The sequence below is a fragment of the Stenotrophomonas sp. genome (genome assembly GCF_032103445.1).
GTDB lineage: Bacteria > Pseudomonadota > Gammaproteobacteria > Xanthomonadales > Xanthomonadaceae > Stenotrophomonas.
This window is the reverse complement of sequence record NZ_DAMDFR010000035.1, coordinates 1-22915: the sequence shown is the minus strand read 5'-3', so window position 1 is coordinate 22915 and position 22915 is coordinate 1. Positions and strand designations below refer to the sequence as shown.

At 66.3% G+C, this 22915-nt stretch carries 18 protein-coding genes, 1 pseudogene and 1 riboswitch; of the genes and pseudogenes, 11 read left to right on the top strand and 8 right to left on the bottom strand.

All coding sequences use genetic code 11. The annotated features are described in order from the left end of the window. Window positions 1-88 precede the first annotated feature (88 nt). Complete coding sequence (gph, locus tag RT551_RS13355) at window positions 89-745, top strand: phosphoglycolate phosphatase (protein WP_313459515.1); 657 nt, start codon at window positions 89-91, stop codon at window positions 743-745. Between the two features lie 59 nt (window positions 746-804). On the opposite strand, the gene btuB is transcribed toward gph, so the two are convergent. The 3 genes from btuB to RT551_RS13340 all read right to left on the bottom strand — a co-directional run bounded on the left by btuB (window position 805) and on the right by RT551_RS13340 (window position 3884). Beyond that, complete coding sequence (btuB, locus tag RT551_RS13350) at window positions 805-2640, bottom strand: TonB-dependent vitamin B12 receptor (RefSeq protein WP_313459458.1); 1836 nt, start codon at window positions 2638-2640, stop codon at window positions 805-807. Between the two features lie 119 nt (window positions 2641-2759). Then, window positions 2760-2940: riboswitch (cobalamin riboswitch) on the bottom strand. Between the two features lie 111 nt (window positions 2941-3051). Beyond that, entirely contained in the window at window positions 3052-3405 is a 354-nt protein-coding gene (locus RT551_RS13345; protein WP_313459456.1) for a TfoX/Sxy family protein, read from the bottom strand. Beyond that, window positions 3402-3884, bottom strand: a complete 483-nt coding sequence (locus RT551_RS13340) for a GAF domain-containing protein (RefSeq protein ID WP_313459453.1) — start codon at window positions 3882-3884, stop codon at window positions 3402-3404. Before RT551_RS13340 ends, RT551_RS13345 begins: the two co-directional genes overlap by 4 nt. A 73-nt stretch (window positions 3885-3957) precedes the next feature. Here RT551_RS13340 and bioD point away from each other — a divergent pair. Further along, window positions 3958-4655 (top strand): annotated as a pseudogene (gene bioD, locus RT551_RS13335) (dethiobiotin synthase). 58 nt (window positions 4656-4713) lie between these two features. After that, complete coding sequence (locus tag RT551_RS13330; RefSeq protein ID WP_313459450.1) at window positions 4714-5226, top strand: hypothetical protein; 513 nt, start codon at window positions 4714-4716, stop codon at window positions 5224-5226. 6 nt (window positions 5227-5232) lie between these two features. On the opposite strand, the gene msrA is transcribed toward RT551_RS13330, so the two are convergent. From msrA to msrB, 3 genes are all read right to left on the bottom strand, one after another. Beyond that, a complete protein-coding gene (gene msrA / locus RT551_RS13325) occupies window positions 5233-5970 on the bottom strand; it encodes a peptide-methionine (S)-S-oxide reductase MsrA (RefSeq protein WP_313459447.1) in 738 nt (245 codons plus the stop codon). 15 nt (window positions 5971-5985) lie between these two features. Continuing rightward, the gene (locus RT551_RS13320; protein ID WP_313459445.1) at window positions 5986-7758 is read right to left on the bottom strand and encodes a cytochrome c biogenesis protein DipZ; all 1773 of its coding nucleotides are present in this window, start codon (window positions 7756-7758) and stop codon (window positions 5986-5988) included. A 64-nt stretch (window positions 7759-7822) separates the two neighbouring features. Then, on the bottom strand, window positions 7823-8329 hold the full coding sequence (gene msrB / locus RT551_RS13315; RefSeq protein ID WP_313459442.1) for a peptide-methionine (R)-S-oxide reductase MsrB: 507 nt from the start codon (window positions 8327-8329) through the stop codon (window positions 7823-7825). 118 nt (window positions 8330-8447) lie between these two features. Here msrB and RT551_RS13310 point away from each other — a divergent pair, with 118 nt between their 5' ends. From RT551_RS13310 to RT551_RS13300, 3 genes are all read left to right on the top strand, one after another. Continuing rightward, window positions 8448-9170 (top strand): response regulator transcription factor, encoded by a 723-nt coding sequence (locus RT551_RS13310; protein WP_313459440.1) that lies wholly within the window; start codon window positions 8448-8450, stop codon window positions 9168-9170. Continuing rightward, the gene (locus tag RT551_RS13305; protein WP_313459438.1) at window positions 9167-10627 is read left to right on the top strand and encodes a HAMP domain-containing sensor histidine kinase; all 1461 of its coding nucleotides are present in this window, start codon (window positions 9167-9169) and stop codon (window positions 10625-10627) included. Before RT551_RS13310 ends, RT551_RS13305 begins: the two co-directional genes overlap by 4 nt. 116 nt (window positions 10628-10743) lie before the next feature. Further along, the gene (locus tag RT551_RS13300) at window positions 10744-11838 is read left to right on the top strand and encodes an alpha/beta hydrolase (protein WP_313459435.1); all 1095 of its coding nucleotides are present in this window, start codon (window positions 10744-10746) and stop codon (window positions 11836-11838) included. Window positions 11839-11928: 90 nt separating this feature from the next. On the opposite strand, the gene RT551_RS13295 is transcribed toward RT551_RS13300, so the two are convergent. Further along, complete coding sequence (locus RT551_RS13295) at window positions 11929-12261, bottom strand: phasin family protein (protein WP_313459432.1); 333 nt, start codon at window positions 12259-12261, stop codon at window positions 11929-11931. A 224-nt stretch (window positions 12262-12485) separates the two neighbouring features. Continuing rightward, window positions 12486-12839, bottom strand: a complete 354-nt coding sequence (gene queD, locus RT551_RS13290) for a 6-carboxytetrahydropterin synthase QueD (RefSeq protein WP_313459513.1) — start codon at window positions 12837-12839, stop codon at window positions 12486-12488. A 188-nt stretch (window positions 12840-13027) separates the two neighbouring features. Here queD and RT551_RS13285 point away from each other — a divergent pair, with 188 nt between their 5' ends. From RT551_RS13285 to RT551_RS13265, 5 genes are all read left to right on the top strand, one after another. After that, the gene (locus RT551_RS13285) at window positions 13028-15673 is read left to right on the top strand and encodes a TonB-dependent receptor (RefSeq protein ID WP_313459510.1); all 2646 of its coding nucleotides are present in this window, start codon (window positions 13028-13030) and stop codon (window positions 15671-15673) included. A gap of 52 nt (window positions 15674-15725) precedes the next feature. Next, complete coding sequence (locus RT551_RS13280) at window positions 15726-18269, top strand: M14 family zinc carboxypeptidase (RefSeq protein ID WP_313459507.1); 2544 nt, start codon at window positions 15726-15728, stop codon at window positions 18267-18269. A gap of 263 nt (window positions 18270-18532) precedes the next feature. Continuing rightward, window positions 18533-19327 carry a DUF4198 domain-containing protein gene (locus RT551_RS13275; protein ID WP_313459431.1) on the top strand — a complete coding sequence of 265 codons (795 nt, stop codon included), beginning with the start codon at window positions 18533-18535 and terminating at the stop codon, window positions 19325-19327. A gap of 26 nt (window positions 19328-19353) precedes the next feature. Beyond that, window positions 19354-20211, top strand: a complete 858-nt coding sequence (locus RT551_RS13270; RefSeq protein WP_313459429.1) for an EF-hand domain-containing protein — start codon at window positions 19354-19356, stop codon at window positions 20209-20211. A 200-nt stretch (window positions 20212-20411) separates the two neighbouring features. Next, entirely contained in the window at window positions 20412-22772 is a 2361-nt protein-coding gene (locus RT551_RS13265) for a TonB-dependent hemoglobin/transferrin/lactoferrin family receptor (protein ID WP_313459427.1), read from the top strand. Window positions 22773-22915 lie beyond the last annotated feature (143 nt).

Below are 22915 nucleotides of genomic sequence, written 5' to 3'. Positions count from 1 at the left end.
GGTTGCGTGATCCTGTAGGGACACGCCATGCGTGTCCATGGGGTGCCGGAATACAATCGTGGTTCCCACGTCACAAGGTGACACCGCTTTGCCGTATCCCTACCCGCTGGTGATCTTCGACCTCGACGGCACCCTGGTCGACAGCGCCGCCGACATCGCCGAAGCCCTCAACCGAACGCTGGAAGACCAGCAGCTGCCGCGTGTTCCCGAAGCCACTGTGCATACCTGGATCGGCGACGGCGTGCGCCGGCTGGTGGAACAGGCCTTCACCGCCGCCGGCCACACGGCCGACCTGGGCGCCGTGATGCCCGGCTTCATGCGCCACTACGAAGCATGCCTGCTGCGCAGTCCGCGCCTGTATGACGGCGTGGTACCGGCGCTGGAAGCGCTGCGCGCGCAAGGTGTCACCCTCGCCATCTGCACCAACAAACCGCACGCAATGGTGGGCCCGCTGGTCGCGCATCTGGGCGTGCAGAAGTACTTCGCGTTGGTACTGGGCGGCGACTCGCTGCCTGAGCGCAAGCCCAGCGGTGCGCCATTGCGGCATATCGCGGCCGCATTCGATGTCGCGCCGTCGGACGCGCTTATGGTCGGCGATTCGATCACCGACTACCGCGCGGCGGTAGATGCCGGCATGCCCGTTGCGCTGGTGCGTTACGGCTATCCGCGCGGGCTGGACCTTGAGGCCGTGCAGGCCGTCGCGGTGATGGACGACCTGCGCGAACTGATCACGTTCGGAACGTAGAGCCGGGCTTGCCCGGCTGCATCAGATCGTAGAGCCGGGCTTGCCCGGCTCCCAACCGATCAACGCGGCTGGTAACGAATGCTCAACCGGTACTCACGCCCCGGCTGGTTGTACCAGGCCACGGTTTCGTACTCGCGGTCAAACACATTGCTCACCCGGCCCAGCACCGACCAGTCGCGGCTGATCGCATACTCCAGGCGCAGGTCCACGGTGCCGTACCCCGCCAGCCGCACCGTGTTGGCCGCATTGTCATAACGCTTGCCCGCCCCGAACGCGGTCACACCGGCACGGAACCCGCCGAAGCTGCGATCCACATCCAGACGCGCGGTGTTCTGCGCACGACGCGCCAGCCAGTTGTCGAACTGCGCGCTGCCGTCGGTGCGGTTGCGCGGATCGGTGTGGCTGAGCTGTGCATTGACGTCGAAGCCTGCCACGCTGAGCGAACCGGTCAGCTCGGCACCGCGGATGCGTGCCTTCTCCACCTGCGACATCATGAAGGTGGTGGCGTCATAGGTGATCAGGTCATCGATGCGCGTTTCATACACATCCAGGCCCCAGCGCCAGCCGTCGCCCTGCTGGGCAATGCCGAGGTTGGCACTCTTGGATTCCTCCGGCTCCAGCGTCGGGACGCCACTCCACGGGTCATACAGATCGCTGAAGGTCGGAGCCTTGAACGCGGTGCCGTAGCTGGCATTCAAACGGAAGCCGCCGCCCAGCTCCATGCCCCAGCCGAGGCTGCCGGTGGTGTGGTTGCCGAACTGTTCGTTGTCGTCGTTGCGCGCGCTGGCCTGCAGGTGGTGCGCACCGAAGCGGGCCTGGTACTGCACGAACACACCGGTGTTGTCGCGGCTGTCGACCAGATAGCCGGCACTGCTGCCGTCCAGGTTGTCCTGGCTCCAGTCCACACCCGCACTGAGCAGCTGGCCTTCGGCCACGCCGATGTCGGCCTGCACCGAGGCGCTGTCGCGGTGGGTCTGCGCCGCGCCCAGCCAGGTGCTGTCGTTGTAGTTGTCCGACTCGTTGTCAGCGCGGCCGACATTGGCGGTCAGAGTGAAGCGCTCGCTCGGCGCATAGCGCACCTTGCCGCCCAGCACCTGCTGCAGCGTTTCCGAATAGTTGTAGTAGCCGTCGTAGTGGTTCTCACCTTCCGCGCGCAGCGCGGTGCCTTCCACGCTGAGCGCGTCGGTCAGCGCGTAGCCGCCGCGCAGGCTCATCGACAGGTTGCGGTAGCCGTCGCGGTCGGGTTCGTCCGCGCCACAGCCGGCGAAGGTGGCCGCATCGCCACGGCAGCTGTTGATGCCATCGGTGTGCTGGTAGGCGATATCGGTGCCGAACCAGCCGCGCTCGCCGCTGCCGCCAATGCCGCCGCTGGCCTCACGCAGGCCATTGCTGCCGCCACCCAGCTGGAAGTGCGGGGCAAAGGTGCCGGTGTTACGGCGGGTGAAGATCTGGATGACGCCGCCGATGGCGTCGGCACCGTACAGGCTGGACTGCGGGCCGCGCACGATTTCCACGCGCTCGATCTGTTCCAGCGGCAGGTCCTGGATCATCGCAAGGCCCAGGTCGCCGGTGTTGATGCGCACGCCGTCCACCAGGACCAGGGTGTGGGCGGAATTGGTGCCGCGCAGGAACAGCGAACTCTGCTTGCCCAGCCCGCCGCTGTTGTTGAGGTTGATGCCGGCGCGGCCGCGCAGCAGGTCCTGCAGCGAGGCCGACTGACTGCGCTCGATCTCGGCGCGGTCGATCACCTGTGCCGGTGCGATGCTGTCCTGCAGGGCAATCGGGGTACGCGTGGCGGTGACCAGCACCTGGTCCAGCGCGGTGGCATCGTCCTGTGCGGCGGCCAGCAGCGGCAGTGCGCTCAGCACGGCCAGGGTAAGGGTTTGCAGCTTCATCAATCACTCCGGGTACCGCGCACTCCCGCGCGGCAAGGAAAAGGAGGATCACGCTGCAACGGACGTCGACGGTGGGCAGACGCGCACGGCGCTGCTGCCGCCGCCATGCCCGCCGCATCGCAACCAGTCAGCTTCAGGGCCGGTCTCCGGGCTGGCGCGACGAGCGGACGCTGTCCGCTCGCACCAGGCACCTTCCCATGCCGCAGCACAGTGGTATCTCGCCTGGCTTCCACGCTTACCGTTGCGGGGGCAGCGCCGGCTTTTCACCGGCTTCCCGTCACCCAGAAGCACGCGGATTCTATCGCGTCGGTGCAATCCCCGCGCGGCGAATCGATCCGTAGAGCCACGCCCTGCGTGGCTTCGTGGTGTCCGACGGGGTCGCAGCCACGCAGGGCGCGGCTCTACGGGTGATTACGGTTCGTCGTCGCGGTCGAACGACGCGTCTTCCTGATCTTCTTCCACCACCCGCTCATACACCGGTCCGGACGCCGGCGGAGCCTTCTTCAGTGGCTGCTCGGCAATGATCGCCTCGTACTCCGCCACCAACGTGGTACGGCGCGCCTCCGGCAGTTCCTGCCAATGGCAGTCCTGCAGCGCGCCCTCCAGCGAATACAGCAGGTTGAGGCTGGGCTTGAACCCGGCCCGTCTCACCTTCACGAAGGCTCCGACCGCGCCGATGGCGGCCAGATCCTCCGGCGTGCGCAACCCGACCTGGCGCAGCCAGGCAGCGCTCTTGGGGCCGATGTTGCGCAGCTTGGCACTCATCCCAGCGCCTCGACGAACACCGCGGCAATGGCTTCCAGGCCGGCCTGGTCCTCGGCGTCGAAGCGGGCCAGCACCGGGCTGTCCAGGTCGAACACGCCGATCAGGGTATCGCCCTTGAACAGTGGCACCACCAGTTCCGAGCGCGAGGCCGAGTCGCACGCAATGTGGCCCGGGAAAGCGTCCACATCCTCGATGCGCTGGGTGGTGCGGGTGGACGCGGCCGCGCCACACACGCCCTTGCTCAGCGGAATGCGCACGCAGGCCGGCAGGCCCTGGAACGGGCCGACCACCAGTTCGGTGCCGTCGAAGAAGTAGAAGCCAGCCCAGTTCAGCTCGGGCAGGGCGTGGTACACCAGCGCCGCCAGGTTGGCGGCGTTGGCGATGCGGTCCGATTCACCGTGCACCAGGGCGCGGGCCTGGGCCAGCAGCTGGCCGTACTGTTCCGGCTTGCTGCCGGTGAGCGAGGAAGAGGTAAACATGGCCGCAGTCTAGCGTAGGGACAGGCCACGCGTGTCCGCGATAATGCCCCACCGTTCATCACCCACGATCCCCATGTCCCAAGGCGTCCCGTTCCCACCGGCTGTCTACGTCACCGGCACCGATACCGGCATCGGCAAGACTTTCAGCAGCTGCGCCCTGCTGCACGCCCTGCGCCAGCAAGGCCTGCGCGCAGTGGGCATGAAGCCGGTCGCCAGCGGCTGCGAGATGACCCCGGAAGGGCTGCGCAATGAAGACGCGGTCGCCCTGCGCGCCGCCAGCGATCCGACGCCGGCCTATGCCGACCTGAATCCGTTCGCCCTGTCGGAACCCCTGGCCCCGGAACTGGCTGCCGCTGACGCCGGCGTAACCCTGTCGCTGCCGCCCATCCAGGCCGCGTTCGAGCGCCTGCGCGCCCAGGCCGACACCGTGGTGGTGGAGGGCGTGGGCGGCTGGCTGGCCCCGCTGAGTGCCGACCTCGACCAGTCGCATCTGGTCCACGCCCTGCAGCTGCCGGTGGTGCTGGTGGTCGGCCTGCGCCTGGGCTCCTCAACCACGCCCGGCTCAGCGCAGAGGCGATTGCCGCGGCCGGCGCGACCTGCATCGGCTGGATCGCCAATGAAGTCGATCCGCAGATGGCGCGCATCGACGACAACGTAGCGATGCTGCGCGCGCGTCTGCCGCTGCCTTACTGGGGCCGGCTGCCTTATGCGCCGGGGGCGGACCCGGCGGAGATGGCCAAGCATCTGCAGGTGCCAATGCAACAATTCTGAAGGTGCGGGCGGGGTGAGCTACCTACCATGCAGCCCCCATTGTTTGGATTTCAGAAACATGTTGAAGAGCACCGTTGGCACCACTGCCGCGCAACCAACCATCTCGCGTTCTACAACCGCCGCTGGCAGCTCAGGCTCGTTAGCGGGCACGGTGCCCGGTCATGCAGCTCCCCGCCATGTATCGAATGGGCCGGGAATCGCCTCCAGCATGAGATCAGCACAGGTCGAGCTGATTGACGCTGATTCGCTGGAGCAGCGCCAGATGGGTAGCTGGAATTACACCGTAGAGCCGGAGAATCTCGCGCTGAATCCGGACTCGGCTGTTTCGCAGGTCTTGGGGACGCTAATCAGGGACAGCAGCAAGATCACGTTGCGACGCGTACACGGAGTTGAGGCCCCTGAGGAAGGTAACAGGGCCTATTGGTTCATCAACCGTGACCAGAACCCTAAAGTTGGACGCGCGCTTGTGAGTGTTCAGGTGGCTTCAGATACTCGTGAAGTCTACGAGGCAGTGTTCAGTCGCTCCTTGGCACGGTTTGCGCAACGAGCCAGCAACGCGCCGGTGAAGTAACGCGGTCTACCGCACAGAAACCGTGGCCACCAGCCGCGGTTTCTCTTGGTACAGGGTGGGGTACTGTTGTTTCAGTGCCTCCACCTTGGGCAGGTCGTTGATGCGGATGTACAGGTTGTCCGGGTGCAGGGTGAGGTAGTTCTGGTGGTAGCCCTCGGCACGGAAGAACGGCTTGCCGCCATCCACCTGCGTAACTACCTTGGCCGGGAATACGCGTGCCTGCTGCAATTGGCTGATATACGCCACCGTGGCAGCGCGCTGCGCTGCGTTATCGGTGTACACCGCCGAGCGGTACTGAGTGCCGTGGTCGGGGCCCTGCCGGTTGAGCTGGGTCGGGTCATGTGCGACCGAGAAGAACACCTGCATCAGCTGAGCGTAGCTCACCTGGGCCGGATCGTAGGTGACCTGCACTGCTTCGGCATGACCGGTCTGCCCAGTGCCCACGCGCTCGTAGCGGGCGTCGCCGGCAGTGCCGCCGATGTAACCGGAAACCGCGTTCTCTACGCCCTTCATGTGCTGGAACACGCCCTGCACGCCCCAGAAGCAGCCGCCGGCAAACACCACCTGCGCGCGCTGCACATTGGGCTGGGCCAGTACCGCCGGACCCTGCGGAGCCGGCAGCGCCACGTGCGCGGCGGGTGCCGCCATCACCGGGCGATCAAGGCTGAGCACCGCGGTGATCGTCAGCGCAGCAATTGCGGCCGCAATGCCACCCGCCACCATTTTTTCCATTGCGATCTTCATGGTCGTCTCCTGCGTTCAACCGAAGGTGAAGGCGTAGGCATGCACGCCGGGGTCGAGGAACTCGATCTCGAAGGTGCGCTCACGCACCTCGCCGTTCTGGCGGATCAGCTGATACAGCCGGTTGCCATCCACCTGGCCGCTGCCGTCGGCGGCGCTGTCGCCCCCGGCGCTGGCTCCCGGCGGCTGCCCATCAATACGCACGCGGTACCGAACCGGTTTGCCATCCGCCCCCGGAGACAGCACCAGGTGCAGGTCGCGGGCATGGAAGCGGAACGCGATGCGGTCGCCGGCAGCCTGCGAACGGGCATCCTCGTCGCCCACGGTCCAGCGCCCGCCCAATGCCCACTGGTTCAATGCCAGGGTGCCCGGCACGCTGTAGTCCGCCGCACGATCCGGCTGCTGCCCGCCGGGGGAGGCGAAGTTCTCCGCGCGGGCATGGCCCAGATAGGTTTCCGGTGACTTCAGGTTGCCCATGTCGGCCTGGCGCTCCACGCCTTCGCGACTGGCGGCCATGCTGCGCGCCATCGAAGGTGCGTCGTCCGGCAGCGCATGCCCGGCCTCGCGCAGCAGCTGGCGAATGATCTGCTCGGACTGCGCGTAGTTGCCCTCGCCGAAGTGATGCGCGCGGATGCGACCCTGTGCATCGATGAAGTAATGCGCCGGCCAGTAGCGGTTGTTGAAGCCGCGCCAGATGGCGAAGTCGTTGTCCACGGCCACCGGGTAGGTCACCTTCAGGTCCTTCACCGCGCGCTGCACGTTGCCCAGGTTGCGTTCGAAGGCGAACTCCGGCGCGTGCACGCCGATCACCACCAGGCCGTGGTCGCGGTAGCGCTCGGCCCATTCGCGCACGTGCGGCAGGGCGCGCAGGCAGTTGATGCAGGAGTAGGTCCAGAAATCGACCAGCACCACCTTGCCGCGCAGTCCCGCGGCATCCAGCGGCGGGCTGTTGAGCCAATCGGTGGCCCCCGCCAGGGAGGGCAGTTCGCCCTCCACCGGCAGCGTGCTGTCGCCACTGTGGGCGGCCGACATCATCATCGCCGGGCCGGCAGTTTCCTGCTGCGCTGGCAGTACCTCCAGCAGGCCCTGCTCGAGCTTGGCCGTGCTCACGGTGGAAAGACGGGTCAGCACGCCGGTGTCCCAGCCCATGGCAATGGCGACCACCGCCAGCAGCGCGGCCACGCCCAGCCCGCGCCGGATCCATTCGGTGGTGCCCAGCCGCTGCTTGAGTGCGTTGAACACGCGCCCGCCGACCCACAGGGCCAGGGCAAGCGAGGTGGCCGCGCCGAGCGCATAGGCGAGCAGCAGACCACTGGTGCCGACGCTGGCGCCCTGCAAGGCCGCCCCGGTGAGGATAAGGCCCAGAATCGGGCCTGCGCAGGGTGCCCACAGCAGGCCGGTGGCCACGCCGATCAGCAGTGAGGTGCCCACGCCGCCACGGCCCTGCGCGTCGGCCGCGTCAGCGCGTGCACTCAGCCGCGCGCCGGCACGCTGGAACGGTGACAGCAGATGGTCGGCAAGGCGCGGAAGCAGCAGTGCCAGGGCGAACAGTGCCATCACCACCAGCGCGATCCAGCGCCCGATCTGGTTGGCCTGCGCCACCCATTGGCTGCCCACGGCGGCGAGGCTGGCCACCACGGCGAACATCAGCGCCATGCCGATCAGCAGCGGCAACCCGCTGCGCAGGAACGGCCGGTCGGCGCGCGCGAACACAAACGGCAGCACCGGCAGGATGCACGGGCTGAGCAGGGTGAGTACGCCGCCCAGGTAGGCCAGAACAAGCAGAATCATGGAGCGTCCTTGGTTGAAGTCGTCAGCATCGGTAGTGCCGGCCGCTGGCCGGCAACACGGAAAATCAGGCAGGCACGAACTGCATCGCCACACCGTTCATGCAGTACCGCAACCCGGTCGGTCGCGGCCCGTCATCGAACACATGCCCCAGATGCCCACCACAGCGGCGGCAGTGCGCTTCCACCCGCACCATGCCGTAGCTGGTGTCGCGGTCCTCGCCCACGGCGTCGTGCAGCGGGGCCCAGAAGCTCGGCCAGCCGGTGCCGCTGTCGAACTTGGTGGACGAGGAAAACAGCGGCAGCGCGCAGCCGGCACAGGTGAACGTGCCCTTGCGGTGCTCCTTGTTGAGCGGGCTGCTGTACGGGCGCTCGGTGCCCTTGCGGCGCAGCACCGAGTACTGCGCCGGGGTCAGCTGCTGCTGCCACTGCGCGTCGGTCCGCATCACCTCGAACTTGCGTGCCGGTTCGGCGGCGGCCACCGGGGCGGCGCGGCTGCAGGCGGTCAGGCCAAGCAGGCCACCTCCCACCCCCAGGGCACTTACGCCGAGCAGTTTGCGACGGGTCAGGCGCATGGCAGGTCTCCAGCCAGGAACGATGCGGCCATGCTGCGCCCGGGGCAGTCAACGAATCCTCACGCAGGGTTAAATTTTCCGTGACACATTCAGGTGCGTGAGCGTCGACAATGCACCCATGAACAGCGCCAAACGTGTCCTGATCGTCGAAGACGACGTCCACATCGCCAACCTGCTGCGCATGCACCTGCGCGACGAGGGCTACGAGGTCACCCACGCCGCCACCGGCGACGAGGGGCTGCGCCTGGTCGAAGAACAGCCGTGGAGCGCGCTGGTGCTGGACCTGATGCTGCCGGGCGTGGACGGGCTGGAGATCTGCAAGCGCGCACGCGCGATGGCACGCTATACCCCGATCATCATCACCAGTGCCCGCGCCAGCGAGGTGCACCGCATCCTGGGGCTGGAGCTGGGTGCGGATGACTACCTGGCCAAGCCGTTCTCGATGCTGGAGCTGGTGGCGCGGGTGAAGGCGCTGCTGCGCCGGGTGGAGGCGCTGGCCCAGAACGCGCGGCTGGATGCCGGGTTGATCGAGGTAGCGGGGCTGCGCATCGACCCGATCGCGCGCAGTGCGCAGGTCGATGGGCGCGCACTCGAGCTGACCCCGCGTGAGTTCGACCTGCTGGCCTTTTTTGCCCGCCACCCGGACCAGGTGTATTCGCGCATGGACCTGCTCAACCAGGTGTGGGGTTACCAGCACGACGGCTACGAGCACACCGTAAACACCCACATCAACCGCCTGCGCAACAAGATCGAGCACGACCCCGCAGCGCCGCAGCGCATCCAGACCGTGTGGGGACGTGGTTACAAGCTGGTCAGTGAAGCGGGCGAGGGCGCGGCATGATCCGGCTCACGCTCTCGCAGCGGCTCACTGCCGTGTTTTTCGCCCTGTTGCTGGCCTGCGGTGCGGCGCTGATGTGGATCCAGATGCGCAGCACTGCCATGCACGAGCAGGAAACCGTGCAGCGACTGTCGCGCGGGCTGGCCGAGCACATCGCGCGCAGTGGTGAGCTGATGGATGCGCGCGGCATGCGCGGTGGTGATGTGCGTGCGCTGTTCGGCAAGCTGATGGCGGTGAACCCCAGCGTGGAGGTGTACCTGCTGGACGAGCAGGGTCGCATCCTCGGCCACGACGCGCCGGAAGGGCATCTCAAGCGTGACCGCGTGGACCTGGAGCCGGTGCAGGCACTGCTGCGCGATGAGCCGCTGCCCATTCTCGGCGATGACCCGCGCAGCGCCACCGGCCGCAAGGTGTTCAACGCCGCGCCGCTGTGGGTGCAGGGGCGACAGGTGGGCTATATCTACGTGGTGCTGGTCGGCGAGCAGCGTGAGGCACTGGCGGCCAACGTGGCCGGCAATGCCGCGCTGCGCACCACGCTGTGGTCATTGGCGATCGTGGTCGGGCTCGGCCTGCTGGCCGGTGCCTTCGCGTTCGGCTGGGTGACCCGCCCGCTGCGCCGGCTGACCGCGCGTATCCAGGCCTTCGACGTGGACACCGCCGCGCCGGCTGCGCTGCCGCTGCCCGCGGAGTTGCGCCCGGGGGAACGCGATGAGCTGGCGATCCTTGAGCACAGCTTCGGCCATATGAGCCAGCGCCTGGGCGAGCAGTGGCAGCAACTGCGCGAGCAGGACCTGCAGCGGCGCGAACTGGTGGCCAACATCTCGCATGATCTGCGCACGCCGTTGTCGTCGCTGCACGGGTATCTGGAAACGCTGTCGCTGAAGGACGCCACGCTCAGCGCGGAAGAGCGCCAGCGCTATCTGGGTATCGCGCTGGCACAGAGCCAGAAGGTCGGCCGCCTGGCGCAGGCACTGTTTGAACTGGCGCGGCTGGAACACGGCGGCGTGGTGCTGGATGTGCAGGCGTTCTCGCTGCCGGACCTGCTGCAGGACGTGTTCCAGAAGTTCGAGCTGGCCGCCGAAGCACGTCGACAGACGTTGTCTGCAGAGATTCCGCCCCGGCTGCCGGCGGTTCGCGCCGACCTTGGCTTGATCGAGCGGGTGCTGACCAACCTGCTCGACAACGCGATCCGGCATACGCCGGAAGGCGGACGGATCACGGTCAGTCTGCGTGCGGACGAGGCGAAGGTCTGGGTGCGGGTGGCCGACACCGGCGCGGGCATTGCGCCGGAGCGGCGTGCGCAGCTGTTCCACACCCCGCCCGCGCTGGGCAGCCAGCGGCCGGACAGTGGTGGGCTCGGGTTGTTGATCGTGCACCGTATCGTGCAGCTGCACGGCGGGCAGATCCGGCTGCTGGAGAGCGAGGCAGGCGCGGTGTTCGAGTTTGCGTTGCCGGTGTGATGTCGGGCGCGTCGGCATGGCATTGACGCGCATGGCGCGTCACTACTTTTGACACATGCGGGCGGGTGGGGGACTGGCAAGATGAGGTCCAGGCCACCTTCTTCTCTGGTAACCGCATGCGCCTCTGGTTCTGCCTCGTCTCGCTGCTGTGCACCTCGTTCCCCGCTCTGGCGGCCAACGCCTGCCCGGACACCGCTGCACTGGAACCCGCCCGCGCCGTGGTCCGTGACCTGCAACGCATCACCACTCCCAACGGCATCCAGGAGCACTACGCCACGCCGATTGGCGGCCTCAACCAGTGGCTGACCATTCGTGGCCACGACCGCGCCAATCCGGTGATCCTGTTCGTGCACGGCGGTCCCGCCAGCCCGTCCACGCCCAGCCTGTGGCAGTTCCAGCGGCCGTGGGAGGAGTACTTCACGGTGGTCGACTGGGACCAGCGCGGGGCGGGCAAGACCTACGCGGAAGCTACGCCGGAACGGATCAAACCGACCCTGACCATCGACCGCTACGTGGACGACGCCATCGAAGTGGCCGAACACCTGCGCACCCATCTGGGCCAGCCCAAGGTGATCCTGATGGGGCACAGCTGGGGCACCATCGTCGCCTTCAAGGCCGCGCTGAAGCGCCCGGATCTGTTCCATGCGTACGTGGGCATCGGTCAGATCATCAACCAGGTGGAGAACGAGAAGATCAGCTTCGACTACGGGCTGGCGCAGGCGAAGGCGCATGGCAACACCAAGGCGGTGGCGGCGCTGGAGGCGATTGCGCCTTACCCGGGGAATACGCCGATCACACGTGAGCGGATCATCGTGGCGCGTACCTGGCCGCAGTACTACGGTGGGCTGACAGCGTATCGGGATGATTCGAAGTACTACTTCGGTGCGGCGCGCCTGTCGCCGGAGTACAGCGATGCGGACCGCTGCAATGTGGACAAGGGCAGCGTGCTGTCGCTGGACCCGTTGCTGCCGCAGATGCTGAAGGTGGATTTCAACCCGGTGAAGCAGTTTCCGATTCCGGTGGTGATGTTCATGGGGCGGCACGATTACACCACCCCGACCGCACCGACCGACCGTTGGTTGAAGGCGGTGCATGCGCCGTTCAAACAGGCCGTGTGGTTTGAGCATTCCGCGCACATGGTGCCGTGGGAAGAGCCCGGAAAGACGTTGATGACGTTGGTGCAGGTGGTGCGGCCGTTGGCGGAGCCGTAAACAAAAAAAAGACCCGACAGAGGGAGGGTTCTGTCGGGTCTGGGATCACGTGGGGGGAGGGACCCACGCGATATCCGTTCGGTTGTCGGCTCAGCGTTTGGCGGCGAAGGGTTGCCGCGCCAGTTCGCTCAGCGCTTCAGTAGCTTTCAGTCCCAGGCCAACTACTTCCTGGTGCGCGGTGGTCCAGCGCTCCAGATTGTCCTTGACCAACTGTGCGCCTTTCGGTGCCAGCGTGCCGGGCTCGCATGACTGCACGATTTCACCGAAGAACCCGCTGGTGGCGGTGATGTTCTTCTCCAGCGTCTTCAACTGCACGCCGAACATGCTCTCGGCGTTCTCCAGTGCGAGCCGGTTGGCACGCGTGGCCGTGGCGGCCAGCTGGCGGGTGTAATCGCTGAAGGAATCGGTGAACGCGGACGCCATGGGAGGACGGCTCGTGAACTTGATGCAATGCAGCATACGCCGATTTTGACGCGATGCAACATAATTTTCCGGATTCGGTACGGATTCAGGATAAATGTAGATAAATCAATTGGTTGCTGCGTTGATTGTGAACGATGCGGAGGCGGAGCCTGCCTGGGCCGGCCAACGGCCGGCGCTACCGGCAATCTGCGCCGTAGAGCCGGGCTTGCCCGGCTGCCGTTGCCTCACCCCCGATACCGGCACCCGGACGTGCACGTCTCATGCACGGTCACTTCGCTCAATTCCGGCAGGCTCGGCTTGAGCTCGTTCCAGATCCACCGCGCCAGCACTTCGCTGGTCGGGTTCTCCAGCCCGGGGATGTCATTGAGGTAATGGTGGTCGAGGCGGTCGTAGATTGGCTTGAAAGCCGCCTTCACGTCGCCGAAGTCCATGATCCAGCCGGTGTGCTCGCCCGGTTCGCCTTCCACCTTGAGTTCCACTTGGAACGAATGGCCGTGCAGGCGCGCGCACTTGTGGCCCGGCGGCACGTTGGGAAGGCGGTGGGCGGCCTCGAGGGTAAAGACTTTGAAGATTTCCATGCGCGCATTGTAGCGGTGCGACAGGGCCACCGGCGCTCCGCCGAACCCGTGCTGGTTTCATCCGAACATATCCATCCGGATGAAGAGATGGTACATTTCGTTATATCCGCATGAAGCGATGTTATTGGCCGGTCAACGGCCTGGCATGGATTACTGCGGAACTGACGTTCACCACCCCACTGACGTACATGCCCAAGCACACCCTTCTCGTGGCCGCTCTGTCGGCCGCTCTGGCTTCGCCTTTGTCTGCATTTGCCGACGCCAGCCCGGATGCCGCCGCCAGCGGTGCCAGCACAACCCTCGACGCGGTCCGCGTGACCGGTTCCAACATCAAGCGCACCGACACCGAATCGGCCAATCCGGTGCAGGTGATCGGTCGCCAGGAGATCGAAGCGACCGGCAAGGCCACCGTCGCCGACCTGTTGCGCTCGATCTCGGCCAACACCGGTAACGCCAACAACGAAACCACCAACAACGGCTGGGCTTCGGGTTCTGCCGGCATCGGCCTGCGCGGTCTGTCGCAGAAGAACACGCTGGTGCTGCTCAACGGCCGCCGCCTGGCCAACTACGGCTTCCCCGCCGGCGGCCTGTCAGACACCTTCGTCAATCTCAATGCGCTGCCGATGGTCGCGGTGGAGCGCATTGAAGTGCTCAAGGACGGCGCGTCGGCCGTGTACGGCTCCGATGCGGTGGCCGGCGTGGTCAACATCATCACCCGCCAGGGCTTTGAAGGCGCGGAGCTTGGCGGCAGCGTCGGCACTGCCGACCAGGGCGGGCTGGACGAGCAGAAGCTGAAGTTCATCGGTGGCATCGGCGATCTGGACACCGACGGCTACAACATCCTGGTCAGCCTGGAAGGCTACAACCGCGAGCGGCTGGACCAGGACGACCGTGACCTGACCAAGAGCGGCATCTATACCGACAAGCCCGGCGGTCGCTGGAACGGCTGGTCGGCCAAGGGCGCGCGCTATCTGGTCAACGGCGTCTCGGTGCCGATGCTGGATGCCAACGGCAACTGCCCGGAAAACACCACGCTGGTGGCCAGCGCGCCGATCGATGGCCTGGCCGGCGACACCTGCGGTTTCAACCTGGCCCCGTACACCACGCTGATTCCCTCCACCAAGCGCTACCAGGCCTACGTCAACGGCACCTTCCGGGTGAACGACAACGTCGAAGCCTTCGGTGAAGTGATCTACAGCAACATCAAGGGCGAAGCGTGGTTCGGCAGCAGCCCGTTCTTCACCCTGGAAAGCGGGCGCTTCGCACTGAACGCCGACACCGGTCTGGCCGAGCCGGTCTCCTCCAACCTGCCGGCCAGCAACCCGTACAACCCGTACGGCCGTGCGATTCCGATCGAATACACCTTCTTCAACCTGGGGCCGTCGATCAAGACCAACCGCTCGCAGGCGTACCGCGGCGTGGTCGGCCTGCGTGGCAGCCTGCAGAACTGGGACTGGGAGGTGGGCGCGTTCGGCGCACGCAGCAGCGAACGCGAAACCGTCTCCGGCGGATTCGCCAACCGCTGGACGCTGGCCGATGCGCTGGCCACCGGCAGCTACAACCTGCTCAATCCCTCGGCCACCCCGCAGGCCGTGCTGGATGCGATCAACCTGAGCACGCTGCGCCCGGCCGAGTCCGTGCTGCAGGGCGTGGACGCCAAGATCTCCGGCGCGCTGGGCAGCACCTGGGCCGGTGAAGTCGGCTTCGCCGCTGGCGTGGAATGGCGTCGCGAGAAGCTGGATTCCGAGAATCCGTGGCAGATCGATGCCGGCCTGCAGGTGCGTCCGGCGATTGCCGAGGTGCACGGCGAACGCAAGGTCACCGCCGCCTACGCGGAAGTGAATGTGCCGCTGGCCGAGAAGCTGGAAGTGCAGGCCGCCGCGCGCGCTGACCACTACAGCGACTTCGGCGATGCGTTCTCGCCGAAGCTGAGCCTGCGCTGGCAGCCGTTGGATTTCCTGCTGGTGCGCGCCGCTGCATCCAAGGGCTTCCGCGCGCCGTCGCTGTCGGAAAACTCCAACAGCACCAGCATCGCCTACGGCAGCGTGATCGACCCGCGTGACCCGGACGTGCCGGGCTCGCGCCAGAACCCGACCTTCTTCACCGTCGGCAACAGCGACCTGAAGCCGGAGCGCACCCGCAGCTACAACCTGGGCGTGGTGCTGTCGCCGTGGAGCAACACCAGCCTGAGCGTGGACTACTACCGCATCGAACTGGAAAACCTGGTCGGCACCAACAACACCCAGACCCTGGTGACCAATGACGTGCCGGGTGCGGTGCTGCGCGATGAACGCGGCAAGCTGCAGGCGGTGTACAACCGTTACCAGAACCTGAGCGAGCTGAAGACTTCCGGTTTCGATGTGGAACTGCGCCAGCGTTTCCCCACCGCCAACGCGGGTGACTTCACCCTGAGCAGTGCCTTCACCCACGTGCGCAACTACAGCCGCCCGACCGTGGTCGGTGGTCCGCTGGTGGATTACGCCGGCAGCAACCTCGGTGCCACCCTGCCCAAGAACAAGGCCACCACCACCCTCGACTGGGCACTGGGTGACTTCCGCACCGCGCTGACCTGGTACTACACCAGCGGCTATGACCAGAAGGCGAGCGCTGCAGCCACGGCGGTGCAGGACCGCGTGGATTCCTACAGCCAGTTCGACCTGTACCTGGCCTACACCGGCGTGGACAAGCTGACCCTGTACGCCAAGGTGCAGAACCTGGCGGACGAGGAGCCGCCGTACGACGCTTCGTTCCCGGGCATCCGTGCGCCGTACGACTTCAGCCAGTACGACCTGCGCGGCCGCTACTTCACCGTGGGTTTTGATTACCGCTTCTGATTGGGGGTTTGTTGTGTCCGTGTACCGAGGTGTTTCGCGTCGTGCGCGTTGGTTGCTGGCATCGGTGTGGCTGTTGGCCGCACCGGCGTTCGCCCAGAGCGACTATTTCTTCCCGAAGGCGGGTGAGTTCGATCCGTCCATTCCCACCCCGCAGCAGTTCCTGGGCTACGAGATCGGCAGCCGTTACACCCGCCACGACCAGTTGGTGGCGTATTTCGACGAGTTGGCCAGGCACTCGGACAAGATCAAGGTGCAGCGTATCGGCACCAGTTACGAAGGCCGCCCGCTGCTGATCGCCACCATCACCTCTGCGCAGAACCAGCAGCAGCTCGAGTCGCTGCGTCGCCAGCACGTGACCCTGGCCGACCCGGCGCAGCCGCTGTCGGCGGCCGGCAGCAGCCCGGTGGTGGTGTGGCTGGGCTACAGCGTGCACGGCAATGAAACCTCCAGCGGCGAAGCCGCGCTGCTCACCGCGTACTACCTGGTGGCCAACCGCAGCCCGGAAACCGCGCAGTGGCTGCAACAGGCGGTCGTGCTGGTGGACCCGGCGCAGAACCCGGATGGCCGCGACCGCGCGGCCAGCTGGCACAACGCCTATGCCTCGTTCCCGGCATCGGCCGACCCGGCCGACAAAGAGCATGTGGAGCCGTTCCCACAAGGACGCACCAACCATTACTTCACCGACCTCAACCGCGACTGGCTGGCGCTGACCCAGCAGGACACGCGGCCGAAGATCGCGTTTTTCCACCAGTGGTACCCGAACGTCCAGATCGACTTCCACGAGATGGGCAAGGACAGCACGTACTACTTCGAACCTTCCCCGGCAAGCATGCACAGCCCGCTGATTCCGGCCGCGTCGTACGAGTTCAACAAGACGCTGGCGAAGTACCACGCGCAGTCGCTGGATGCGCTGGGCTCGCTGTACTACACCGGTGAGAACTTCGACAACTTCTCGCCGGTGTATGGCTCCACCTATCCGGACTTCCACGGTGCGGTCGGTGTGACCGTGGAGCAGGCCAGCTCGCGCGGACGCGTGCAGGAGTCGGTGAATGGCCTGCTGACCTTCCCGTTCACCATCCGCAACCAGGTCGCCACTGGCCTGGGCACGGTGCGCGGGGCGGTGACCGAGCGTGATGGGCTGCTGAAGCTGCAGAAGGAGTTCTTCCAGTCCGCGCTGAAGCAGGCTGGGCAGCAACCGGTGAAGTCGTTCGTGTTTGGCGATGCGCACGACCCGGGCCTGACCCGCCGCCTGCTCGATCTGTTGCTGCAGCACCAGATCACCGTGCAGCCGCTGACCAGCGCGGTGACCGTGGACGGGCAGCGCTTTGAACCGGGCAGTGCCTACGTGGTGCCCACCGCACAGCCGCAGTTCCGGTTGGTGCATTCGATCTTTGCCGAGACCCCGCCGATCAAGGGGGATGTGTTCTACGGCAGCACCTCGTATGCGATTGCACCGGCCTATGGCGTGGCGTTTGCCGGCAGCCGCAGCCGCGTTGCCGGCGGCGAGCGCATCTCCGCGCTGCCCGCCGTGCAGGGCGGGGTGAATGGCGGCGAAGCGGGATATGCCTATGTGTTCGACTGGCGCGACTACAACGCCAGCCGCGCGCTGTATGCACTGCAGGCGAAGGGGCTGCTGGCGCGCGCCGCGTTCCAGCCGTTTACCGGCAGCACCGCCAATGGCGAGCAGGCGTTTGCACGCGGCAGCGTGGTGATTCCGGTCGCCGGCCAGCCGCTCAGCGGAGCCGCGCTGCGTGCCGCAGTGGACGACGCCGGCCGCAGCAGTGGCGTGCAGATCCAGGCGCTGGCCAGCGGCCAGAGCCGCAGCGGCATTGACCTGGGCAGCGACAGCGTGAAGTCGCTGCGCAAGCCGGCGGTGGCGCTGGTGATGGGCGAGGGTGTCAGTGCCACCGAGATCGGCTCGGCCTGGTTCCTGCTCGACCAGCACCTGCAGTTGCCGGCCAGCAAGATCGATCCGGCGCAGCTGGGCAAGATCAACCTGGACCGCTACACCAGCATCGTGCTGGCCGGTGGTACCTACACCGGCGTGGATGCTGCGGCCGTGGCCGCGCTGAAGCGCTGGATCAACGCCGGTGGTTCGTTGGTGACCTACGGCACCGCCTCGCGCTGGGCGATCGAGCAGAAGCTGGCCGACGAAGTGCTGGGCCAGGAGGAGCAGACCCCGGACAGCGCCCGTCGCGCGTTCGGTGACCAGCGCGACATCGCGGCGATCGAGCGGGTCAGCGGCAACATCCTCAGCGCCGAAGTAGACACCAGCCATCCGCTCGGGTTCGGCCTGCCGCGCACGCAGCTGGCGGTGAACAAAGAAAACGGCATCAGCTTCAAGCCCAGCCGAAATCCGTTCTCCACCGTGGTGCGGATTGATGATGCGCCGCGGGTGAATGGGTATCTGTCGGAGACCAACCGCAGCCGCGTGGCCGGCACCGCCTGGCTGCTGGTATCGCCGCAGGGGCAGGGCAACGTGGTGCTGTTTGCAGATGATCCGGCACACCGCAAGTACTGGCACGGTACCGAACGCCTGCTGTTGAACGCGGTGTTCTTCGGCAACCTGTTGAACCCAACCAAACCGCGCGGGTAATCCCCGCGCGGTGATCCGGGCGACCATCGCAACTACGTGCGCAGGGTCATCGCTTTGACACGCATGGCGTGTCACTACGATCCTTGGTCGCTCGGGTTGGGTGGGCGTTCGTTGTAGGGACACGCCATGCGTGTCCTCGCGGTGTCGGCCGCGTCCGGCACCCCCAACATAACGGTTGTGAACAAATCGTATTGCGAATCATTCGCAACAAGCATAGGATGTCGGCCGCCGGGATTGCCCGATCCCATCCGCGAGTGCCTGCCATGTTTGTCCGCCCGTTTGCCGCGCTGCTGTTGGCTGCGCTGGCTCTGCCTGCTGCCGCACACACACCCTACCTGGCCCCGGCCAGCTTCGAGGTCCGCGCCGACAGCGTGGTGACCCTGGACGCCAGCTTCGCCGAAACCTTCTTCGTGCCCGAAGTAGTGTTCGACAACAGCACCTTCGCGGTGACCCTGCCCGATGGCAGCACCACCGCACCGGACACAGTGCACCTGCTCAAGACCCGGGCCGTGGTCGAGCACACCCTGCCGGGCCAGAAGGGCACCTATCGCTTCAGCACCGGCAACCGCCTGGGCGCGGTGTTCCGCACCTGGGAACTCAATGGAAAAACCGAATCCAGCCGTGACCCGGCCAAGCCGCTGCCCGCCGGTGCGAAGCTGACCAGCCACTACCAGAGCCTGTCGCGCTCGGAGGTCTACCTGACCGCCGGCGGCCCGACCACCACCGCGCTCACGCCTTACGGCAAGGGTCTGGAACTGGTCCCGGTCACGCATCCCAATGATCTTTACCAGGGCGAGCAGTTCGACTTCAGCGTGCAGTACGACGGCAAGCCGCTGGCCGACCAGAAGGTGGAATTCCACCGCGCGCTGGGCGACGGCCACACGCAGCCCGCACCGGTCGTGGTCACCACCGACGCCGCCGGCAAGGCGCGGTTCGCCCTGACCGACGCCGGCAGCTATCTGGCGCTGATCCGCTATCGCGGGCCCGCACCCGCCGGTGCCGCCGCACCGATGTACGGCAACAACTACACGCTGAGCTTCCGCGTTCTCGAACCGTAACCGCCACACTCATTGGGGAGACCACCATGAAGACCGTCCGACTCACCGCTGCCGTGCTGGCAGCAGTGCTGGCCCATGCCGCCCACGCGCAGCCGGCCACCGCTTCGAAAGAGGCCGCGCTGTCGCCCACCGCCGCCGCCTTCCTCGCCCAGTTCGGCGAAGAAGATGCGCAGAGCCTGACCTGGGCGCAGTTCGAGGCGTTCCGTCAGCAGCGTTACACCGCTACCGACACCAACAACAACGGCACCGTGGATGCGCAGGAGTACGCCGCTGAGTACCTGCAGCGCTTCGATGCGCGTCTGGCCAAAGCGCGCGCCGGGCACCTGAAGCAGACCGACACCCGTTTCAAGGCATTGGACCGCGACAACGACGGCCGGATCAGCCGCGCCGAGTTCGATGCCGCCGGCGAGCGCACCTGGGCCGGCTACGAGAAGGCACAGAACGCCACCCGCGAAGATGCGGCTGCGACCAACCGCGACCCGCTGAAGATGCCGACTTCGCATACTGCCAACGGCATGCTGGAACTGTATGACCAGAACAAGGATGGCGTGGTCGATCGTGCCGAGTTCGATGCGGTGCGTGCTGCGCAGTTCACTGCCACCGATACCGACCGCGACGGCACCTTGAGCCTGGCCGAGTACACCGCCGAATTCGAACAGCGCCTGGATGCCCAGCGCGTGCGCGTGCGCGCCGATGCAGACCGTCAGTCCAAGGTGCGCTTCGGTGCGCTGGACACGGACAAGGACGGCCGCATGACCTTTGCCGAGTACCAGGTGTCGGGCAAGCGCCTGTTCACCCGTGCCGACAGCAACGGCGACGGCGTGGTCGATGCGCGCGACCCCGAGCCGGCTGCCGGTTCGCATTCGGCCAACGGCAATCGATAAAACACCCGGTGTCGCAATCCTGGTAGCGCCGGCCGTTGGCCGGCCTACGCACCGCCTGGGCCGGCCAACGGCCGGCGCTACCGATCCGAATCCCGCGAACACCTCGCTGTTCGCACGCCCCCCAGCCCCGCTCGATCACCCGATCGCCGCAGCCAGGAACGGCCTCCACTGCCTTCCCCTTTTCCCTGCGGAGTTTCCCGATGAAATCCCCCCTGAGCGCGCTCGCGCTGGCCATCGCCACCAGCCTGGCGCTCCCCGCGCACGCCGAAGCCCCGGCTGACAGCACCCTGGACACCATCCAGGTGACCGAAACGCGCAAGCAATCCAACAACCAGAATGTCACCACGCTTTCGGCCAACGACCTGCGCCAGCAGGGCGCGCAGAGCATGGAAGACGCCATCCGCTACGTGCCCGGCGTGGAGATGGTGGATCTGGGCCGCGCCGGCTTCAACGGCTTCAACATCCGCGGCATGGAAGCCGACCGCGTCTCCATCACCCTGGATGGCCTGAGCTTCCCGCAGAGCATGGACCCGGGCACCTACCAGCCGTACGAGTTCTTCCGCTCCGGCCGCGGCAGCGTCGATCTGGAAGCCGTGAAGACCGTGGAGATCATCAAGGGTGCCGATGCGATCACTGCCGGCAGCGGCGCGCTCAGCGGCGCGGTGATGTTCACCACCAAGGACCCGGCGGACTTCCTGAAGGCCAGCGGTAATGACAGCTTCGGCTCGGTGAAGTACGGCTACACCGGTTCCAGCGACGAGAACATGGGCTCGCTCACCCTGGCCAACCGTGCCGGTCGCTTCGAGTCGCTGCTGGTCTACACGAAGCGCAAGGGGCACGAGACCGAATCCTGGTACGCCTCCACCGACGTCCTGCTCGGCCCGGGCCGCCGCACCCCGGATCCGGTCGACCGCGACAGCGACAACCTGCTGTTCAAGCTCAACTTCCTGGCCACCGATAACCAGACCCTCGGCGTGGTCTACGAACGCGCCCGCACCACCAATGACGTCGACAACTGGACCCGCAGCGACGGCGTGGGTTCGTACTACTTCCGCAGCGCCGAAGACCGCAGCGACCGCGACCGCTACGGCCTGAAGTACACCCTGCGCGCCGCCAACGTGCTTTTCGACAGCATGGATGCCACCGCCGATTACCAGAAGAACTACATCCAGGGCCAGACCAACGTGCTGGTGGCCAACGGCACCGCCGCGACCTATGGCACCCGCTGCTCGGTCAATGCCCCGTGCTCGCGCCAGGAAGACCGCTGGGATACCCAGAAGCGCCAGCGCGTCGCGCTGGATTTCGACAAAAGCGTCGAAACCGGTGGCGTCCGCCACGACATCGTCTACGGTGCGGCCTGGCAGCAGGCGAAGATCCATTGGAACTCGGTGGATTCGCGCTGGGGCAACGATGGCAGCCTGTTCACCCGCGACACCGACCCGTCGCTTTGGCCGGACACCCGCGAAACCAACCTCACCGCCTACGTGCGTGACCGCGTCCGCCTGCTGGACGACCGCCTCAGCCTGACCGGCAGCCTGCGCTATGACCGCTACAAGTACACCCCGGAAACCTCGGTCGGCGGCAACGTCGAGTCCGGCTATGAAGACGGAGGCGGCAGCGTCGGTGTGTCGAAGTTCTCCTCGCCCACCTGGAACCTGGGTGCCGAGTTCAAGTTCACCGACACCCAGTCGCTGTGGGTGCAGGGCGGTCGTGGTTTCCGTGCCCCCGGTGTAAATGACATGTACGGCACCTCGTCCACCACCGAGGTGACCCGCGTCTCCGACGGTGCCACCGTGACCGTGCCCGACGGCCGCAGCAACCCGAACCTGGAAGCCGAACGCAGCCTCAACCTGGAACTGGGCTGGCGCTTCCAGGGCGACCGCCTGCGCGCAGGCGTCTCGGTGTTCCGCGACAAGTACAGCAACTTCATCGACACCGCGCAGTTCGTCGGTGACCCCAACACCCAGTACAGCACCACGGTCCGTGGCATGACCACCATCACCAACGGCTACGTCTACACCATGCCGATCAACCGCGGCGAAGTGGAAGTGAAGGGCGTGGAGGCCGAAGGCATGTGGCTGCTGGCCGATGACTGGCTGGCGCGCGTGGCGTATTCCTACAACGAAGGCACCGACAACGACGACGAGCCGCTGGCCAGCATCATCCCGGCCAAAGCCGTGGGTGGCCTGACCTACAACGCGCCGTCGCGGAAGTGGAGTGTCACCGCCAACGTCACCCACCAGCAGCGCAAGGACCCTTCCGACTATGGCCGCAGCATCACCAACGGCAGCTATGGCGAGGAAGTGGTGCCGGTGTATGCCTACAAGGCGCGCGAATACACCCTGCTGGATGTGTTCGGCAGCTACGCGATCACCTCGCGGCTGCAGCTGACCGCCGGCGTGTACAACGTGTTCGACAAGGAGTACTACCTGTGGAACCGCGTGCGTACCGCCGGTGCGGGTACCGCTGTTTTCCAGGGCGCTACCAGCCCGGAAGGCATCGGCCGCTGGTCGCAGCCGGGGCGTAATGTGCGGTTTACGGTGAGCTACGACTTCCTGTAATTACCCGATGACACGCATGGCGTGTTTACGTGCGCAGGATGATGGCGTTGACACGCATGGCGTGTCACTACGACCCTTGGTCGCGCGACCTGTAGATACCGTCTCGCCCCTGCCTATGCAAGGGCGATTTCGGGATCAAACGG

Coding starts and splice junctions, on each gene's coding strand:
- btuB (WP_313459458.1), bottom strand. CDS start 2,640: ATGAAGCTGCAAACCCTTACCCTGGCCGTGCTGAGCGCACTGCCGCTG.
- RT551_RS13345 (WP_313459456.1), bottom strand. CDS start 3,405: ATGAGTGCCAAGCTGCGCAACATCGGCCCCAAGAGCGCTGCCTGGCTG.
- RT551_RS13340 (WP_313459453.1), bottom strand. CDS start 3,884: ATGTTTACCTCTTCCTCGCTCACCGGCAGCAAGCCGGAACAGTACGGC.
- RT551_RS13330 (WP_313459450.1), top strand. CDS start 4,714: ATGTTGAAGAGCACCGTTGGCACCACTGCCGCGCAACCAACCATCTCG.
- msrA (WP_313459447.1), bottom strand. CDS start 5,970: ATGAAGATCGCAATGGAAAAAATGGTGGCGGGTGGCATTGCGGCCGCA.
- RT551_RS13320 (WP_313459445.1), bottom strand. CDS start 7,758: ATGATTCTGCTTGTTCTGGCCTACCTGGGCGGCGTACTCACCCTGCTC.
- msrB (WP_313459442.1), bottom strand. CDS start 8,329: ATGCGCCTGACCCGTCGCAAACTGCTCGGCGTAAGTGCCCTGGGGGTG.
- RT551_RS13310 (WP_313459440.1), top strand. CDS start 8,448: ATGAACAGCGCCAAACGTGTCCTGATCGTCGAAGACGACGTCCACATC.
- RT551_RS13305 (WP_313459438.1), top strand. CDS start 9,167: ATGATCCGGCTCACGCTCTCGCAGCGGCTCACTGCCGTGTTTTTCGCC.
- RT551_RS13300 (WP_313459435.1), top strand. CDS start 10,744: ATGCGCCTCTGGTTCTGCCTCGTCTCGCTGCTGTGCACCTCGTTCCCC.
- RT551_RS13295 (WP_313459432.1), bottom strand. CDS start 12,261: ATGGCGTCCGCGTTCACCGATTCCTTCAGCGATTACACCCGCCAGCTG.
- queD (WP_313459513.1), bottom strand. CDS start 12,839: ATGGAAATCTTCAAAGTCTTTACCCTCGAGGCCGCCCACCGCCTTCCC.
- RT551_RS13285 (WP_313459510.1), top strand. CDS start 13,028: ATGCCCAAGCACACCCTTCTCGTGGCCGCTCTGTCGGCCGCTCTGGCT.
- RT551_RS13275 (WP_313459431.1), top strand. CDS start 18,533: ATGTTTGTCCGCCCGTTTGCCGCGCTGCTGTTGGCTGCGCTGGCTCTG.
- RT551_RS13270 (WP_313459429.1), top strand. CDS start 19,354: ATGAAGACCGTCCGACTCACCGCTGCCGTGCTGGCAGCAGTGCTGGCC.
- RT551_RS13265 (WP_313459427.1), top strand. CDS start 20,412: ATGAAATCCCCCCTGAGCGCGCTCGCGCTGGCCATCGCCACCAGCCTG.